Here is a 19298-nt window from a genome sequence, read left to right as displayed (position 1 = left end):
ATGAGAGATCATTTATACAAATCATTTAATTATGCGAAATAAAAATTATGTTTTTTTTGTTTTAGGAATTTTATTTATGTTAATTTCTTGTGCCTCTATAGAAAAAAAACAAGAAAAATCTTCTAAACCAAATATCATCTTTTTACTTTCAGATGATCAACGTGATAATACATTTGGAGCAATGGGACACCCAATTGTTAAATCTCCAAATGTAGATGAATTAATTAATAAAGGAGTTCGTTTTTCTAATACATACATAGCTGAGCCTATTTGTGCTTCAAGTAGAGCAGCTTTATTTACAGGAACTTACGAGCGTGTTAATGGTGTAGGTTTTACGTCGGTTTATTCATTAAGTGAAAGTCAATGGAAAGAAAGTTACCCTGAATTATTACGTAAAAATGGATATTATACTGGATTTATAGGGAAGTTTGGTGTGGAATATTACACTTTTAAAGGAAAAGCATCTGAAAAATTTGATTATTGGAGAGCTCATGATGGTTGGTCTAAATTTTGGCCAAAAGGATTAGAAAATTGCTCAGCATATTCTGATTTAAAAGAAGACATTATAACACCTATAATGGGAGAGAGTATTGAAGACTTTTTACAAAAAACGCCAGAAGACAAACCGTTTTGTCTTTCTGTTAGTTTTTCTGTTCCTCACGGAAGTCAAATTATGTCTATGCATCCAGAAAGTGAGATGGCAGAAATTTGTTTAGAGCCTGCAAACAATTACGAAAAGTTGCAAGGAACAGAGTTTTATGACACCTTATATAGAAACAATGTTGTGAGAATTCCAAAAGAAACAACTAAAGATCCTTATAGGTTTATTCCTGAATATATGTTGGATCAACAAAAAGGACGTGCAACACAGACCTATATTTACGATTACGATACCATTTCTTGTAAGGAGCATTATATCCGTTATTACCAACAAATTTCTGGAATGGATAAGGTAATTGGTGATATGGTAAAATCGCTTAAAGAAAAAGGGTTGGATAAAAATACCATTATTATTTTTGCTAGTGATCACGGTTTGTTAATGGGAGAATACGGAATGGGAGGAAAGGCTTTGTTGTATGATTTAGCGTCTAAAATTCCTTGTTTTATTTATGATCCTCGTTTACCTGAAAGCGAAAGAGGACGAAATATTAAAGAACTTGTTTCAAGTCTTGATATAACTTCAACTATTTTAGATTATGCGGGAATTGAGTCTCCAAAAGCTATGCAAGGAACTAGTTTAACACCATTAATTAGTGGAACTCAGAAAGATTGGCGTAAAGAATTGTTTTTAGAAAGTTTTTTTACAGGAAGAGATAATCCATTTTGTGAAGGAATTAGAAAAGGTGATTGGAAATACATACGAATGTATCGTGGTGGTTTTTGGGGTTATAATGAAGCTGATTTGGATTTTACGAATAAAAATCCTGGCTATGAACAATTATTTAATTTGAAGGATGATCCTAAAGAAAAGAATAATTTAATTCAGCAATATGAAGGCAGTGAATTGTTAGCTGAATTAAGAGGTAAAACGGCTAACTATGCTAGTGATATGAATAAAACGCGTGTAGATTATTCTAAAACGCACGAAATTGCTTTAAGAAAGAAGAATAAAAATAAAAAAACTAAAAAGAATAAAAAATAAGATGATGTACACTATTAAAAGTTTCACTAAAAAGTTACTATTACTTCTGTGTGTGGTAGTTTCTTTGAATAAATTAAATGCCCAAGAGAGACCGAATATTATTATGATTATGACTGATGACCAAGGTTGGTTTGATGCTGGATTTAATGGGAATAAAACCATTAAAACTCCAAATCTGGATAAATTGGCTTCAAAAGGTGTTGTTTTTGATCGTTTTTATTCTGGTTCAGCAGTTTGTTCTCCAACAAGAGCAAGTGTTATTACTGGTAGAAATCCACTTAGAATTGGAATTCCAGATGCAAATTCTGGACATATGAAAAAAGAGGAAATTACAATTGCTGAATTGGTGAAAAAAAAAGGATATGCAACAGGACATTACGGGAAATGGCATTTAGGTATATTGACTAAAAAAGAATTAGATGCCAATCGTGGTGGTAAAGAAAAACATTTCAAACATTATAGTATTCCAACAATGCACGGGTATGATGAGTTTTTTTGTACAGAATCTAAAGTGCCAACATTTGATCCACTGTTACAACCTGCTGAATTTAAAGATGAGGAATCATTAAAATATGGTTGGTCTGCAGTTAAAAAAGGAGAAGGATCAGAAAGTTATAATACTTCGTATTGGATTGGAGATGAAAAGAAATCTAAAGATGATTTATCGGGAGATGATACCAAGCTTATTGTTGACAAGGTAATTCCTTTTATTAATAAATCGGTAGCAAATAAAAAACCGTTTTTCACAACAGTTTGGACACATGCACCACATTTACCGGTAGTTACAAGTGATTATTATAAATCTAAATATTATGGTTTAACTAATAAAGAACAGCTATACTTTGGTTGTATAACTGCTTTAGATGATCAAATTGGTGCGTTGTGGAGTGAGCTAGAAAGACTTGGGATTACTGATAATACTATGATTTGGTTTTGTAGTGATAATGGTCCTGAAAATAAAACTCCAGGGAGTGCAGGAGAATTTAGAGCTCGTAAAAGAAGTTTGTATGAAGGAGGATTACGTATACCCGCTTTTGTGGTTTGGGAAGGAAAAATAAAAGGAAATAAACGTGTAGATTTTCCGGCTTTTACAAGTGATTACTTACCAACTTTAATAAATGTGTTGGATATTGATTATCCAGATGATAGACCATTAGATGGAATAAATATTATGCCTTTTATTAAAAAACCTAAGAAAATACGTAAAAAACCAATGGGATTTGCTTATAAAAAACGAATTTCTTGGGTTACAAATCAATATAAATTGGTTTCTGAAGATTTAGGTGAAATTTATGAATTGTATGATTTGCTAAATGACAGAAGTGAAAACATCAACATAATTAAATCGAAGGCTGAACTTGCAGCTAAAATGGAAAAAGAATTGGATGAATGGTTATTATCTGTAGAAAATAGTAAAAATGGAAATGATTATTAATAAGAAGTTTATTAGAAAAACGTGGAGTTTATTGCTGTATTTAGTAGTGTTATGTAATTATATGTTGGTGATGGCATGCTCAAATACTTCAACAATAAAAAAACCACTAAATGTAATAGTAGTGTTAATTGATGATATGGGATATGGAGACATAGCTGTTCTCGGTAATCCAATCGTTAAAACACCTAATTTTGATGCGTTTCACAATAAGAGTATCAGCTTTTCTAATTTTGGTGTTAGTCCAACTTGTGCGCCAAGTAGATGTGCAATATTAACAGGGAAACATGAGTTTCTTTCCTCTGTAACCCATACTATCAAGCCAATGCGTAATATGAGTCTAGAGAGTACTACAATAGCCGATTTATTTAAAGCTAAAGGTTATGAAACAGGACTCTTTGGAAAATGGCATTTAGGACAATCAGAGGAATATGGTCCATGGGCAAGAGGTTTCAATAAAACTTTAGTGGTACCAGATGATATGCAAAATACCCATTACAACCCTAAACTTTTAAAAAATCAGGTTGAAATAAAAACAAAAGGATATCGTACAGATATTATTTTTGATGAAGCCATGAATTTTATTGAAGACAATAAAGAGCAACCTTTTTTCTGTTACTTAGCTACATATACACCGCATGCACCATGCGTGGTTCCTGATAAGTATACTGATCCATATAATCAATACACAAAAAAGATGGGGTCTAAGAGATACAAACCTGAATTTAATGGAATGATTGCCAATGTAGATGAAAATTTGGGTAGGTTAATGGATAAAGTGAAGGCTGCAGGTTTAGAAGAAAATACACTTATTGTTGTTTTGGGAGATAATGGAGGTACATTTGGAGTAGATACTTTTAATGATGGAAGACGTGGTGTTAAGGCAACTGTTTGGTCAGGTGGAATTCGCACATTTTCATTTTGGAAATTTGGAGATAATTTTGTTCCTGGAGAAACTTCAGAAATGGCACGTCATATAGATATTTTACCAACATTAGCAGAATTTTGTAACCTGAAAATCCCAAATAAAACACAAAATCAATTAGAAGGAAATAGTTTAAAGAAACTGTTGGAAGGAAAAACAAATAAATTGAAAGATGATAGAATGCAAGTTCATCATGTTGGTAGATGGCAAGACCCAACAAAATGGAAGTCTCATAAATACGCTAACGCTTGTGTGAGATGGAAGCAATATACATTAGTGCGCATAGAACCGTGTCATGACCCAAATTGTAAAACCTGCAGGATGATTTGGGAGCGTGAAGAGGGCCGTCCTATGCTTTACACTTCTAATAAGGAGCATCACCGAATGACAAAACCAGGGCAATGGGAGTTATTTGATATAGAAACAGACTCATATCAATCCAAAAACATAGCAAATAAACATCCCGATATAGTAGTTAAAATGAGTGAACATTATGAATCTTGGTGGAAAAAAGTAGAGAATCAACTTTCAAAATAATCATTAAGAAGATAAAAAAATAGTATAAAATGAAGATTTTAAAATTGACTCAAATAAGTGTGATGTTGCTCCTTTTTATTAGTGTTGCTTGCAGTACTGAGGATAAGGTTGTAGAAACAAATAATGGTTTATATACGGAAGATTGGGAGTCTTTGTCACAAGTGAATGAATCTCCAGATTGGTTTCAAGATGCAAAACTTGGAATCTATACACATTGGGGGCCAGTGTCTATTGCTAATCAGGGAATGAAAAAAGGAGCTGGATGGTATGGTTTAAATATGTATATGGACAGTGTAGTGGTAGATTGGAAAACAGGTAAGCCAGTAGAAAAAAATGGTAAGCTAAGTAATCAACCGTCAAGTGTTTTTGAGCATCATTTGAAAGCACATGGTCATCCATCTAAATTTGGATATAAAGATTTAATTCCTTTGTTTCAACCAGATAAATTCGATGCAAAAGAATGGGCTCAACTTTTTAAAAAAGCCGGAGCTAAATTTGCGGGGCCAGTAGCTATGCATCATGATAATTTTGCCATGTGGGACAGTAAAGTAACACGATGGAATTTAAAAAAGACCGCAGGAATAGATGCCGTTGGAGACTTGAAAAAAGAAATTGAAAAGAATGATATGAAATTTATAACGTCATTTCATCATGCGTTTACTTGGGTGTATTTTGCTAGAGCTCATTTTCATGATGCTACCAAAGAAACGTATGATTTATATACAGATCCTCATAGTATCGAAAATCATAAAACTTCAAAAAGATTTCAAGATGAATGGTTTGCTAAGTTAAAAGAGGTTATAGATAACTATCAGCCAGATATTATTTGGTTTGATTGGTGGGTAGAAGAATTAGATGAGGCGTATCGTAAAAAATTTGTAGCCTATTATTACAATAAAGCTAAAGAATGGAATAAGGAAGTTGTAATTAATTACAAAAACAATTCTTTTCCAGCAGAAACGGGAGTTAATGATTATGAAAGAGGACGACCAAATAAAATAAAAGACAAATTTTGGATGACGGATACATCACCGGGAGCTTGGTTCTTTAGAGAGAATGCAAAGTATGTTAGTCCTAATAAAATAGTGGATGTGCTAATTGATATTGTATCTAAAAATGGATTAATGTTATTGAATGTACCTCCAAATCCAGATGGTTCTATTCCTTCAGAAGTAAAAGAGTTATTAATTAATTTAGGAGAATGGCTAAATGTGAACGGAGAAGGAATATACAGCACAAGACCTTGGACTGTTTTTGGTGAAGGTCCTACTAGAATAAAAGGAGGAGGACACAAAGTAGAAAATCAGAAGCTTGAATACAAAGAGAATGATATTAGGTTTACTAAAAAGGGAGATAGTTTGTTGTTTGCATATATTATGGATACGCCTACAAAAGATATAAAAATTAATTCATTAGGGAAAAAGATGACATTGCTTGATGGTGAGATTACTGATATTGAAATTTTAGGGAGTAAGGAGAAGGTGCAATGGAATATAAATGATGATTGTTTAACTATAAAGAAACCTTTAAAAATTCCCAACGATTTAGCATTAGGTTTTAAACTTAAAATTAAAACAGTTTCAGAATATGGAATTGGAGGAGAAGACGACCCTGAATAAAGTATGTATGAAATAATAAAGTTGAAATGATTATAATTAATTCAATACTAAAAATAATGAGAATAAGTATCCTTAGCGTTTTGCTAACGTGTGTGTTTTTAAGTTGTACAAATGCACAAAAACCGATTAAACCAACAAAACCAAACATTGTAATTATCTATGCAGATGATATGGGTTATGGAGATTTAAATTGTGAAAATCCAAATTCTAAAATTCCTACGCCAAATTTAGATCAATTGGCATCCGAAGGAATGCGTTTTACTGATGCTCATAGCTCATCTGGGATTTGTTCACCTAGTAGGTTTGCTTTGTTAACAGGTCAATATCACTGGAGAAGAACTCATAATATTGTAAATTCATTTGGGCCCCCAATGTTTAAAGACAGCGATGTTACTTTGCCACAAACTTTAAAAGAAGGGGGATACAAAACTGCTGCTATTGGTAAATGGCACTTAGGTTGGAATTGGAATTTCATAAACAAAGAACCTTCTGGAGAACGCACCTATTGGGGTAAAACTCATAAAACGTATTTAGTTAAAGATATTGACTGGGAGGCTCCATTAACAGGTGGGCCTTTAGATAGGGGATTTGATTATTATTTTGGAGATGGTACTATTAATTTTCCGCCATATGCTTGGGTAGAAAATGATAAATTTATTGAAGCTCCAAGCGATTTTTTTGAATTTAATAAGTTTGAAAGAGAAGCTAAAGAAATAGATTGGGATTCTCGCCCTGGACCTAAAGTAGCGGGTTGGGATCCATATAGAGTGTTACCAACTTTAACAAAAAAAACTATTTCTTGGATTCAAGAGCAAAAGAAGGATGAACCATTTTTTCTATACTTAGCATTGCCTTCTCCACACGCACCAATTATTCCAAATGATGAATTTGATGGGAAGTCAGAAGCTGGAGCTTACGGTGATTATATGTTTCAAACAGATTGGATTGCAGGACAAGTTTTAAAGACTTTAAAAGAAAATGGTTTTGAAGAAAATACCATCGTTATTTTTAGTTCAGATAACGGTCCCGAACAATTTGCTTTTGAAAGAGCAGAAAAATTTGATCATTACAGTATGGGAGATTTTAGAGGATTGAAAAGAGATTTATGGGAAGGTGGACACCATATTCCTTTTATAATTAAATGGCCAAATAAGGTAGAAGCTGGAGCTGTTTCAGATAAATTAATATCACAAGTTGATATAATGGCTACAATTTTAGATATCACAAAAATTAAAACGCCAGAAAAAGCGGCAATGGACAGTCAAAGTTTTTTACCAATTATTATGGGGAAATCAGAAGGGAAATCGTTAAGAACTTCAACTATTCATAACACTCAAAGAAAAAGATTTGGAGTAAGGAATGGTAAATGGCTGTATATTAATTTTTCAACAGGTGATGTTTCTAAAATGCCAGAATACTACAAGAAATTAAGAGGTTATAAAGATTTCAAAACAAAAGGATTATTATTTGATTTGGATAAAGATATTGAGCAAAGAGTTAATTTATATACAAAGTATCCTGAAGTGGTTAAAGAAATGGAAATACTATTAAAGAAAGAATTAGATAGAGGATATTTAAAATAACATTACTCAATTACAAACGACTACAAACGTTTACATACGAAAGTAATTATATAATAACCGAATAAAACTTGAAAACCATAAGATATTTGCAATGTTGAATTGAACGAAAGATATTCAGCATAATTATTAAAACTTATCTTATGAGTACGTTAAGAAACAAAGTACAGTTAATTGGAAATTTAGGGAATAACCCTGAAATTATCACTTTAGATTCAGGAAAGAAATTAGCGAAATTTACAATTGCAACCAATGAATCATACAAGAATGCGCAAGGTGAAAAAGTAACCGATACACAATGGCATAATTTAGTGGCCTGGAATAAAACGGCAGAAATTGTTGAACGATTTTTAGAAAAAGGAAAAGAAATTGCAATTGAAGGAAAGCTAACTTCTAGAAGTTATGATGATAAAGATGGTAATAAAAGATATATAACTGAAGTTATTGTTAATGAGTTGTTACTACTTGGGAATAAGTAATACAGTATATTTTGTTATGAAAAATTAAACCACCCAATTTGGGTGGTTTTTTAATGAATAATCATTAATGTTTTACTAAGTTTTAATTTAACCCTAGGGCTATATATTTGAATAGTTTAATAATATCTTTTACTATAAAATAACTATACATAGTAGCCAAAAAGCAGTGTGAGCAAAATAATATCCTTACAAAATGTAAGATATGATCGGAAGATTTATGCTATTTTTTTACCTGCATCTGGACCCGCACTTTGGTTATATGCTTCAGTTGGTTCAAACAACCAAACACCTCTGCATGGTAAGCCCTTCTTTTCAAGATCAGCTTTAACTTTATCAAATATAACTCCTTCTGTTTGGTGGTCTTTTACCTTCGCAACAACTTGGTAAGACACCATACCTTTTACAGCTAAGACACTAACATTTGGATTTTCTTTTAAATTACTCGCTGTCTTTTGCATTAATATTTCAGCTGCACAAACTAAATCTTCTTGTGGGGCCATAGTGCTCCCAACAACTATAGTGTGCGGAATTCCTTTTGAGGATACTGATGTTATAACTTTTGTAGCTTCGTTGTCATTTAATAGTCTGATAACTTCTTGAGGCATTTTCATAATTATGAATATTAATTTATTAATGTTTGTTTTTAAGTGAAATTATTGTTCTTTTTAAAAGTACATTTTTTAATTCGTTAAATATTTATACATGAATAAAACAAGTTGATTAGATAGTTGTTTTTTCCATTAGCTTGTTAAGTTTTATTGTGAAAAATTAATAAATAACTTTGTGATAAAAATAAGATATTTCTAAATGTTAAATGCTTTAAAGATCTAATATGTTATAAAGTTATTTTCATATCAATTCATTAGATACAAATTTAAGTTTCTGCTAAGAAATTTACCAGTTTTTTAAGGTTTAATTTTATATTTGAATGATAACTTTTATACTGAAATTGAAAAGATATTAAAGGATTAAAATTTCAGTTGATTAAACAAATTTTGATTTTGTGATTATTGGATATTTAAGTGTAATTGTTGTAGTTGTAATTTTTTAGTATTGTGAATTTTGTTAAAGATTAACTCTATAAGTATTTAGTTTTATGGAGTAGAATAAATGTTTAAATTTGAATAAAATATTTTTTATGAAGTCAAAAAACCTATTCTTGCTATCTCTTTTGTTTATTTTTTTATTGAATATAACTTTTGCTCAAAATATAAAAAAAGAATTAGTTCCAATTACCTTTGAACATTTAAGGATTAATGTCGCAGATAAAGTAGCTACAGCAAAATGGTATGTTAATAATGTTGGCCTTGAAATAATAGCGTCAGATAATAGTGAAGTTATTTATGTAGCAGATAAAGATCATAATTTTATGTTGGAATTAAGTTCTGATAAAAGCTTGAGAATTAATTATGATGATATTAATTTAAATGCATTTCATTTAGCGTTTGAAGGCCATTCTTCTATAAATGAAATTTCAACAAAAATGCTTTCAAATGGAGCGAAGCAAGAAGAAGATTTATACACAAATAAAATAGGAGATTATGTTTTAAATTTAAGAGATCCTAATGGTTTTCCTTTACAACTTATACATAGAGTAAATCCGTTTTTTGCTCAACCAGTTAAGAGTAATATTAGGTTTGAACATTTTGCTTTTAACGTGGCTGATCAAAAAATAGCATCTTTATGGTATGTAGAGTTTATGGATTTAAAAATTCCTTGGTCTAAAGACATTGTAAAAGAGAAAAACAATTTAAGAACTTATCGCGTGCCTTATATAGGTGATAAGAATATGAATATGACTTTTGAGTTATTTGGTAAAGATGTAGTAAAAAGTTTAGCCAAACAATCACATAATATAATACATATTGCCTTTAATTCTGAAAATCCTGAGGAATTGGCAAAAAGAATGGTTTATGGTGGGGCCGTAAAAGTTGGAGAAACTCGTTTTAACAAAAATGGAGCTATTATTATAGATTTATATGATCCACAAGGAACACCAATAAGATTAATTAAAAGAAAAAAAGAGTTGCTAAAAAATTAAAATTATTTTTAAAACGGCACAACTAATAAAGTTTTTAAATCCATATTGGTTCTATCTTTACCAATTGCTTTATAAATTGCCGTAAAATTTTGTTTTCCTTTTAATTGTTTTTCAAAAATCTTTAAAGAATCTTTATTTGTAAAATATTCAATAGTTGCCATAACACCCATACCGTGATCAGAGAAAAATATAAATTGAGTGGTATTTTGTGGTCCAGGAATTCTTGATACTATTGCAATGTCAGATTCTTTTCCAGACGTACTTAAATTTAAAAATTTTGTAGGTAAAGTAGGGTGACCAGAAAACGTTACTTTTTTATCTTCTATTTTAAAATAAGGATTAGCATTGTTAAAGATTGATATGAATTTATTTTCATTTCTAACAGGTCCAACATATATTGAATTCACGTTTTTTAAATCAATCATAGAGGTGTTAGATGAATATCTAATATCAAAATAGCTATTATATTTAGCAAATAATCTAGCTAAATCATAGGATGCTTGGGCGCCCATTTCTGTAATGTAAGAATAGGTTGCAGGCTTAGTAATGCTTTTTAACTCGGGTTTCTCCTCTAAAAGTTTATAATAATCTTCCGAGTTGTTTATGTTATAATCACGAGTCCAGCCAGATGAACCTGTTATTGTTTTTCCAATAATTCCAAAGGCATCACCAATAACTAAAGTTGTAGGCTTATTATTTTGAAAGAAACTTTTCCAAAGTGAATGCGCTGTTGGTTTTAAATTGTTGAAAAATATAAATAATCCAAAAAGAAATAAAAGAATGTATGGGAATACATATTTTGGCTTTAAATTAGAAAGAATTTTTTTACTTGTAAATTGTTTTTCAAATCGTACGCTATATTGGCCTTTGTCTATAAATATTCGCCAATCTTTATCTGTTCCAATAGTATTGTAATAGGTTGTTAGTTTTTTTCGAAGATTATATATGTTTACTCTAACTCTTGGGTTGGTTTTATCAAAACTAGATTTAGAACCAAAAAATTCTAAATCAATAATATCTTCTTTTAAAAAGCTTCCATTAATATTAGCTTTTACTAAAAACCTTAAAAGAGCCGAGCTTTTCGGTGATTTTTGAAATACTTTACTCTTAATTATTTCTTCGGTAAGCGCTAACTTTTTTTCTTCTGAAATCATTACCTTTAGTGTGTTTTTAACCGTTACAAGTACCGTTAAATTCAGGTTAAATATAAATAAATTAATTGGTTGTGGTAACTTGTACTCAGTTTAAAATGTAATGAAACTAAAAATGAAAAATATTTTTATTATGTTAGCCACTATACTAGTGGTTAATACTTCTATAAAAAGTCAGCAAATAAAATTTGAGCCTATCTGGTCAAATTCAAAAAGTATTAATGATAATTGGTTGTATTTAGAAAAAGATTCTGAGGATTTACCTATTGAAAAAGACATTGAATATTCACAAATTTCGTTGCCGCACACGTGGAATAATTTAGATGTTTTAGAAACTAAAGATTACCGAAAAGCTACATCTTGGTATAGAAAAAATATTTCCTTTTCAAAAGAACAATTAAAAAAGCGAAATTATATTCGTTTTAATGCTGCCGGTCAGCAAGCTGTTGTTTATTTAAATGGTAAACAGATAGCAGAACATTTTGGTGGTTACAGTGCTTTTTCTATTGAATTGACAAAGAAATTAAAAAAAGGAAATAATGTAATTGATGTAAAGGTTTCAAATAAAATTGATAAAACCTTGGCACCAGTTAAAGGAGATTTTAATTTTTATGGTGGTTTATACCGTTCGGTAGAATTGCTTTCATCTGAAAACGTTGCAATTTCTAGAACACATTTTGCTGATTCTGGTTATAGGGTTTGGAGTGAAAACACAAATTCTAATTCATCTAATTTAAAAACAACTGTTGAAATAGATAATGGGGGAACTGAAAAATCAAACATAACGTTAATTGCTACTATTTTTGATTATGAAGGAACCAAAATTTCTTCAAAAAAAATAAATACAGTTGTTGCTGCAAATGAAACTAAAAACGTAATTATTCCAACTCATAAAATTTTAAAACCAGAATTATGGAGTCCTGAAAACCCTATTTTGTACAAGGTTGAAATTCAATTAATTGTTAATAAGAAAGTTGTAGATAAAGTTTCAACAAATCACGGTTTTAAATGGTTTGAATTTACAGCAGACAAAGGCTTCTTTTTAAATGGAAAACCTTATAAATTACACGGCTTAAATAGACATCAAGATTACTATAAAAAAGGAAATGCTTTACCATTAAGTCAGCATTTTAAGGATATTAAGTTAATGAAAGAAATTGGTGTTAATTGGCTTAGGTTAGCACATTATCAGCAAAATGAATATGTTTTGCAATTATGTGATAAGCTTGGAATATTGGTTTGGGAAGAAATTCCATATGTTGGCTTTACAACAGATAAACCTGAATACGAGAAAAACCTTAGAAGTATGATGACTGATTTAATTAACCAGCATTACAATCATTCTTCGATTATAGTTTGGGGAATGGGAAATGAAGTTTGGTTAACGGATAGAGGTGATGGCAAAGCAAAAAACTACGATTTATTAAAAAGACAAAACGATTTTATTCATAGTCAAGATCCTATTCGGAAAACTGTTTTTGTAATTGGTGATCAAAATCACGGGTCAGAATTAAAAATAGTACAAATACCAGATATATTTGGGTATAATTTATACAGAGGTTGGTATGGAACACATTATAATACATTAACTGATCGTTTAAATGAGTTACACAATATGGATCCGAATAAACCATTAATTCTTTCTGAATTTGGGGCGGGATCTGATATAAGAGTGCATTCTGAAAATCCTCAAAAGCAAGATTTTAGTATTGAATTTCAAAATGATTTTATGGAGTCTCACTTAAATCAAATTGAAAAGTTAGATTGGTTAAGTGGTGTAAATTGGTGGTCTTTTGCTGATTTTGGAGCTGCTCATAGAGGTGATACAAAACCACACATAAATCAAAAAGGGTTATTGACCTTTGATAGAGAAAAGAAAGATGTTTTCTATTTATTAAAATCTAGATGGAGTAAAGAACCTGTATTGTATTTAGAATCTCCATTTTGGACAGAACGCGGAGGTAAACCAGAAAAAGTATATCAGGTTTTTTCAAATATGAATGAAGTGGAATTATTTCAAAATGGAAAATCTTTAGGGAAACAAACCAAAAGTTTTAAATGGAATGTTGTTTTAAAAGACGGAGCAAATAAATTGATAGCCAAAGGGATTTCTGGAACAATTAATAAAGAACATGGGTTTACCGTAAATTATAAAAAGACAATTTCAAATTATAAAGTTTCAGCTTCAAAAGAAGAGAAAGAAACAAAAGCTATAAATGCTGTTGATGGAAATTTAGAAACTTTTTGGTTTGCAACAGGAACTTCTGAATTTAATATTGATTTGAAGAAAATAAGTTTAGTTAACGGTGTTAAATTAAATTTATATAAAGCTATTGGTAATAAATTCAATTTAGAAATTTCAGGTTCTGTAGATAATAAAAATTGGATTCCATTATTTGTAGGTATAAGTAATAGAAATGCAGCCTTAGAAGCTTTTATTTTTCCAAAGCAACAAGAAATTCGTTATATAAAAATTGTTGGAAAAGGAATAGATAAAAATAATGAATTCGGAATTGTAGAAGTAAATCCAATTGTTACTTTAGAAAAAGAAACGAAAAATTTATACGAAAAAATTGGAGAAGGGAAAGCAGTAAAAAAAGTTAAACACTAATATATATAATGAGAAAATTAATCACCTTAGTTGCATTTTTAACGGTAGTTTTAAGTGTAAATGCTCAAAAATCAATAGACCTTTTTAATGGTAAAAATCTAAAAGGTTGGAAAGCTTTAAATGGTTTTGCTAAATTTGAAGTAGAAAATAACGCTATTGTTGGAACATCAACAAAAGGATCTCCTAGTACCTATTTATCAACAAAAAAAGAGTACAAAAATTTTATTTTAGAATATGAAATTAAAATTGATGAAACTTTAAATGGAGGTGTTCAAATAAGAAGTCATTACGATCCTTCTAAAGGAAATGAATCTGTTTTTGGACCGCAAATAGAAGCTGAAACGTCTACCAGAAGATGGAATGGAGGTATATTTGATCAAAGTAGATATGGTTGGAGGTATACTGTTGAATACAATCCTGAAGTAAAAACAGCATATATTGATGGTGAATGGAATAAGGTGAAGGTAATTGCTAGTGGTAACAGAATTGCTACTTGGATTAATGGTGTAAATATAGCAAACCTAGTTGAAGAAAAAGTAGAAGCAGGTTTTATAGCTCTGCAAGTCCATGCAGCTAGTGGAGCTAAAATTGGTAAAAAAACAAGATGGAAAAATATTAAGTTAACAGAAATTTCAGATGATTATAAGTTTGAAACTACGGCTCCTCTTATTAGTTATTTAAATAATGAACTTACCAAGGTTGAAAAAGAAAATGGATGGAAAATGCTTTGGGATGGAAAAACAACAAATGGTTGGAGAGGTGCAAAAAAAGATAATTTTCCAGATAAAGGTTGGAGTATAAATGATGGGGTTCTTTCTGTTCACGCATCTGGTGGTGCAGAATCTGAAAACGGAGGTGATATTGTAACTACAAGGCCTTATGAAAATTTTATTTTAGAATTAGATTTTAAATTTACAGATGGAGCCAATAGTGGTATTAAATATTTTGTAGATACAAACTTAAATAAAGGTAAAGGCTCAGCAATTGGTTGTGAGTTCCAAATATTAGATGATAACAAGCATCCAGATGCTAAAAAAGGAGTAGATGGTAATCGTACGTTATCTTCTTTGTATGATTTAATTAGAGGAGATGCTCAAGAATATATCCCTTCACTTTATACAAAAAAATATGTAAATAAAGGCAGTTGGAATAGAGCTAGAATAGTTGTAGATGGTCAAAAAGTACAACACTTTTTAAACGGTTGTAAAATGGTAGAATATGTGAGAGGTACCCAACAATGGAAAGCTCTAGTTAAATATAGTAAATATAAAAACTGGCCAAATTTTGGAGAGGCAAAAGAAGGACTTATTCTTTTACAAGATCACGGAGATGAAGTTCATTTTAAGAACATAAAAATAAAAGAACTTAACTAGTTATAAATCATTAATTATGATATCTAAATTATTAAAAATACTACTTAGTGCTGTAATTCTATTAGTTGTATTAAGTTGTGACAATCAGCCAAAAGTACCTTCAAAAAAAGAAGTAAAAGCAATAAGTAAAAAAGTTGCAGATTGGCAGATTAGAACTTTTGAAGATCAAGGGAAGTTTAGAGCTTTACCTTTACCCGAAAATCAAAAAAAGTGGCATCATAGAAATAGATATAATGATAAAGAATGGATGGGAGCGGCTTTGTATGCTGGGATGTATGAGTTTTCAACTATAACTGCAGATCCAACATATTCTAAATGGTTATATGAAATTGGTTTAAAGAATAAATGGGAATTACATAAAAGAATGTATCATGCAGATGATCACGCTGTGGGGCAATTGTATTTAAATATGTATACAATGTTTGGTCATCAAAATTTAATTAAACCTTTAAGAAAACAGTTTGATTCTATTTTAAACAGTGATCAAAAAGATAAATGGCAATGGAATTGGGCTGATGCTTTATTTATGGCTCCGCCAGTTTGGGCAAGACTTTCAAAAGTGATAAGTGATGAGAAGTATTTAAATTATATGGATGAACAATATCACAAAACATATGATGCACTTTGGGATAAAAAAGAACACTTGTTTTATAGAGATAAAAAGTATTTAACAAAGAAAGAAGAAAACGGGCAAGGTGTATTTTGGTCTCGTGGAAATGGATGGGTTTTTGGAGGTCTAGCTTTAATGATTCCAGATTTTCCAAAAGATTGGAAAGGAAAACAATTTTATGTTGAAACTTTTCAACAAATGGCTGAAACTTTAAGAAAAACACAGCGTAAAGACGGAACTTGGTCTTCAGGTATTTTAGGAGGTGAAAAAGCATATCCTACCAAAGAAATTAGTGGTTCTGCATTTTTTGTACAAGGTTTAGCTTGGGGAATTAATAATGGATATTTAGATGCTAAGATTTATGAACCTATCCTATTTAAAGGTTGGGAAGCTTTAATTGAATGTGTTACAGAAGAAGGTTTGGTCGGTTATATTCAGCCAGTTGGTGCTGCTCCGGGAAATAGCTTTCCAAATTATACTGAGTTGTATGGAGTTGGTGCTTTTTTAGCTGCGGGTACAGAAATGTATAAATATGCTGAAAAGTTAGAAAGTGTTAATCCACCAAAAAAAGAAGTAAGTGAGTTTACTACCTTTATGAATGATGGTGGTTGGTGCTGGTATCAAGATCCACGTGCAATTATAAATAATGGTAAGCTAATTATTGGAGGATTAAGTGGACAAAGTGGAGATGTAAAAGTAAGTGTGTATGATTTTAAAACAAAGACCAATGAAGGTACGGTTGTCTTAGATAAAAACTTTCAGGCCGATGATCATGATGTACCTGCATTGTATGCTCGGCCTGATGGAAGTATTCTCTCTGTTTGGGCAAAACATGGTAATGAAAAGAATCATTATTATAATATTTCTTCACCTACAAATTATTTAGAATGGGGAGACAAGAAAACATTTGCACACGATTATGAAGGTAGAAAAGGAGTCACCTATATGAATTTGTATTATTTGGAAAATGAGAAATCACTTTATAACTTTTTTAGAGATGGCCCATCATTTAATCCAAGTTTTATTACTTCAAAAGATCAGGGTGAAACTTGGGGAAACAGAACTCATTTTATAGCCGATGATGTTGAAGGACGTCAACGACCATATGCTAGATATTTTCAAAAGGACAAGAATACTGTAGGAGTTTCATTTACCGATGGACATCCAAGAGCCTATGGAAATAGTTTGTATTATGCTGAATTCAAAAATGGCGCTTTTTATAACGTAGATGGTACTAAAATTAAAGATCTTAAAGAGCCTTTAAGAACTCCTGAAGCTGAAAAAATTTATGTAGGAAGTGAAACTAAAAAGAAACCAAAAGGTTTTGAGAGCGTACCAAATAGTGCTTGGACTTGTGCAACGGGTAAGGATAAAAACAACAATCCTCATATTGGATATTCGTTGTATTTAAGTAATAATGATCATCGTTATAGAATAGCAGCATGGGATGGAGAAAAGTGGATTGACAAGGAAATAGCATATGCCGGAACTTGTTTATATACTATGGAAAGTAGTTATACAGGTTTAATGGCTTTTGATCCAGAAGATCCAAGTATGGTTTATATTTCAACAGATGTAAATCCTTCTACAGGAGAAAAAATGAATAATATTCACGAAATCTATAGTGCGAAAATTAGTTTAAATGATGATATTTCAACTATAAAGTGGAATGCCATTACTTCTAATTCTGAATATAGAAATATTCGTCCAATTGTTGTTGCAGGAGAAGGACATAAAGTTTTAATTTGGTTAAACGGACCTTGGAATTCTTTTGTGAATTATAAAGCAGACGTAAAAGGAATTGTGCTTTCTTCAAAATAATTAAGAATGAAATATTTTAAAATTGTATTGCTTTTAATAGGAACTTTAAGTGTTTCATTAATTGCTCAATCGAAAAAGCAAAAAAATATTTTACTAATTTGTATTGATGATTTACGCCCAGAATTAGCTTCTTTTGGGGCTTCTTATATTAAATCTCCAAATATTGATAAACTGGCTAGTGAAGGAAGAGCATTTAAAAACCATTATGTGAATTCTCCTACTTGTGGAGCTTCAAGGTATACAATGCTAACAGGAATGTATGGCACTTGGAACAATCAGGCTTTGTTTTTAAGAGCAAAAACAATGGCTAAAAAACCGGATGAAATTAATCCTAGTATGCCTGAATGGTTTCGTAACAATGGATATACAACAGTTTCCGTAGGTAAAGTTTCTCACCATCCAGGAGGAAGAGGTGGTAAGAATTGGGATGATCCAAATGTAATTGAAATGCCAAATGCTTGGGATAAACATTTAATGCCAGTTGCGGAATGGGAACATCCAAGAGGCGGAATGCATGGATTAGCTAACGGAGAAATTAGAGTGAAACCTAATGAAATGGACGTTTATCAATCTGTTGAAGGTCCAGACACTACTTACCCAGATGGGCATATTACAAACGAAGCTTTAAATCAGTTGGATGAATTAACTAGCGATAGAGATAAACCATTCTTTTTAGCTGTTGGAATTATTAGACCTCATTTACCGTTTGGTGCGCCTAAAAAATATTTAGACTTATATGATGGTGTTGAAATACCTGCAATTCCAAGTCCTGAAAAACCAAAAGGAACTTCAACTTGGCACGGATCGGGGGAGTTTAAGCAATATAACAGTTGGGGAAAGAATCCAAATGAAGATAAAGAGTTTGCTGAAGAGGTTAGAAGACATTATGCGGCTTGTGTAAGTTATGCAGATGCTCAAGTTGGAAGAATTATTTCAAAATTAAAAGAAACAGGAGCGGATAAAAATACAATTGTTGTTTTGTGGGGAGATCACGGATGGAATTTAGGCGATCACGCTATTTGGGGAAAACATAATTTATTTGAAGAAGGAGTGCATTCACCATTAATTATTTTATATCCATCGTTAAAAAAGAAAGGAAAAAGCACCAATGCAATTGTTGAAACTGTAGATATTTTTCCAACATTGTGTGACTTAACAGGGGTGAAATTACCTGAATTTGCAAATGGAGTTTCTTTAAAATCACAGCTTAAGAATCCAAAAAGAAAAGGGCATGTTGCATTTTCTTATAGAAATGGAGTACATACCATTAGAACAGCTACGTATAGGTTTACATTGCACAAAAATGGTGAAATGGAATTATACAATCATTTAAATGATGTTTATGAAACTAAAAATATCGCTGTTGAAAACCCTAAAATCACTGAAGAATTAAAAGTGTTGCTTAAGGAAAAAATGGCTCAAAATAATAATTAATTTAAGATGAGTTCGATATAGTTATTTCTATTAATATCGAACT

General features: G+C 31.0%; 13 protein-coding genes. 11 read left to right on the top strand and 2 right to left on the bottom strand.

Going from position 1 to position 19298, the window contains the following annotated elements; all coding sequences use genetic code 11:
* Positions 1-31: 31 nt before the first annotated feature.
* The 6 genes from DAD81_RS10525 (at position 32) to DAD81_RS10500 (ending at position 8214) form a co-directional block, all read left to right on the top strand.
* Complete coding sequence (locus tag DAD81_RS10525; protein ID WP_111708220.1) at positions 32-1642, top strand: sulfatase-like hydrolase/transferase; 1611 nt, start codon at positions 32-34, stop codon at positions 1640-1642.
* 1 nt (position 1643) lies between these two features.
* Positions 1644-3077, top strand: a complete 1434-nt coding sequence (locus tag DAD81_RS10520) for a sulfatase family protein (RefSeq protein WP_317047320.1) — start codon at positions 1644-1646, stop codon at positions 3075-3077.
* On the top strand, positions 3061-4536 hold the full coding sequence (locus DAD81_RS10515) for a sulfatase-like hydrolase/transferase (RefSeq protein ID WP_111708219.1): 1476 nt from the start codon (positions 3061-3063) through the stop codon (positions 4534-4536). Before DAD81_RS10520 ends, DAD81_RS10515 begins: the two co-directional genes overlap by 17 nt.
* A 29-nt stretch (positions 4537-4565) precedes the next feature.
* Complete coding sequence (locus tag DAD81_RS10510) at positions 4566-6155, top strand: alpha-L-fucosidase (RefSeq protein ID WP_111708218.1); 1590 nt, start codon at positions 4566-4568, stop codon at positions 6153-6155.
* 56 nt (positions 6156-6211) lie between these two features.
* Positions 6212-7738, top strand: coding sequence for a sulfatase family protein (locus DAD81_RS10505; protein WP_111708217.1), 1527 nt, complete (start codon positions 6212-6214; stop codon positions 7736-7738).
* Between the two features lie 140 nt (positions 7739-7878).
* Positions 7879-8214: a single-stranded DNA-binding protein gene (locus tag DAD81_RS10500; RefSeq protein WP_111708216.1), complete on the top strand. Its 336-nt coding sequence runs from the start codon at positions 7879-7881 to the stop codon at positions 8212-8214.
* A gap of 215 nt (positions 8215-8429) precedes the next feature.
* Here the strand turns inward: DAD81_RS10500 and DAD81_RS10495 are convergent, their stop codons facing one another.
* Entirely contained in the window at positions 8430-8825 is a 396-nt protein-coding gene (locus tag DAD81_RS10495) for a pyridoxamine 5'-phosphate oxidase family protein (protein ID WP_111708215.1), read from the bottom strand.
* A 527-nt stretch (positions 8826-9352) separates the two neighbouring features.
* Between DAD81_RS10495 and DAD81_RS10490 the strand changes: the two genes are divergently transcribed.
* Entirely contained in the window at positions 9353-10255 is a 903-nt protein-coding gene (locus DAD81_RS10490) for a VOC family protein (protein WP_111708214.1), read from the top strand.
* 8 nt (positions 10256-10263) lie between these two features.
* Here the strand turns inward: DAD81_RS10490 and DAD81_RS10485 are convergent, their stop codons facing one another.
* Positions 10264-11409, bottom strand: coding sequence for a helix-turn-helix domain-containing protein (locus tag DAD81_RS10485; RefSeq protein ID WP_111708213.1), 1146 nt, complete (start codon positions 11407-11409; stop codon positions 10264-10266).
* A gap of 112 nt (positions 11410-11521) precedes the next feature.
* Here DAD81_RS10485 and DAD81_RS10480 point away from each other — a divergent pair, with 112 nt between their 5' ends.
* From DAD81_RS10480 to DAD81_RS10465, 4 genes are read left to right on the top strand one after another with little or no spacing between them, the layout of a single operon-like run.
* Entirely contained in the window at positions 11522-14017 is a 2496-nt protein-coding gene (locus tag DAD81_RS10480) for a glycoside hydrolase family 2 TIM barrel-domain containing protein (protein ID WP_179950046.1), read from the top strand.
* A gap of 8 nt (positions 14018-14025) precedes the next feature.
* Complete coding sequence (locus tag DAD81_RS10475; RefSeq protein WP_111708211.1) at positions 14026-15390, top strand: 3-keto-disaccharide hydrolase; 1365 nt, start codon at positions 14026-14028, stop codon at positions 15388-15390.
* Between the two features lie 16 nt (positions 15391-15406).
* On the top strand, positions 15407-17821 hold the full coding sequence (locus DAD81_RS10470) for a glycoside hydrolase family 88 protein (RefSeq protein WP_111708210.1): 2415 nt from the start codon (positions 15407-15409) through the stop codon (positions 17819-17821).
* A 6-nt stretch (positions 17822-17827) separates the two neighbouring features.
* Positions 17828-19255 (top strand): sulfatase, encoded by a 1428-nt coding sequence (locus DAD81_RS10465; protein WP_111708209.1) that lies wholly within the window; start codon positions 17828-17830, stop codon positions 19253-19255.
* Positions 19256-19298: the final 43 nt, after the last annotated feature.

It is taken from the genome of Lutibacter citreus (assembly GCF_003260195.1).
In the GTDB taxonomy this organism is placed as follows: Bacteria; Bacteroidota; Bacteroidia; order Flavobacteriales; family Flavobacteriaceae; genus Lutibacter; species Lutibacter citreus.
Note: the sequence above shows the minus strand (reverse complement) of the source record. Positions and strands in the feature narration are given on the sequence as shown.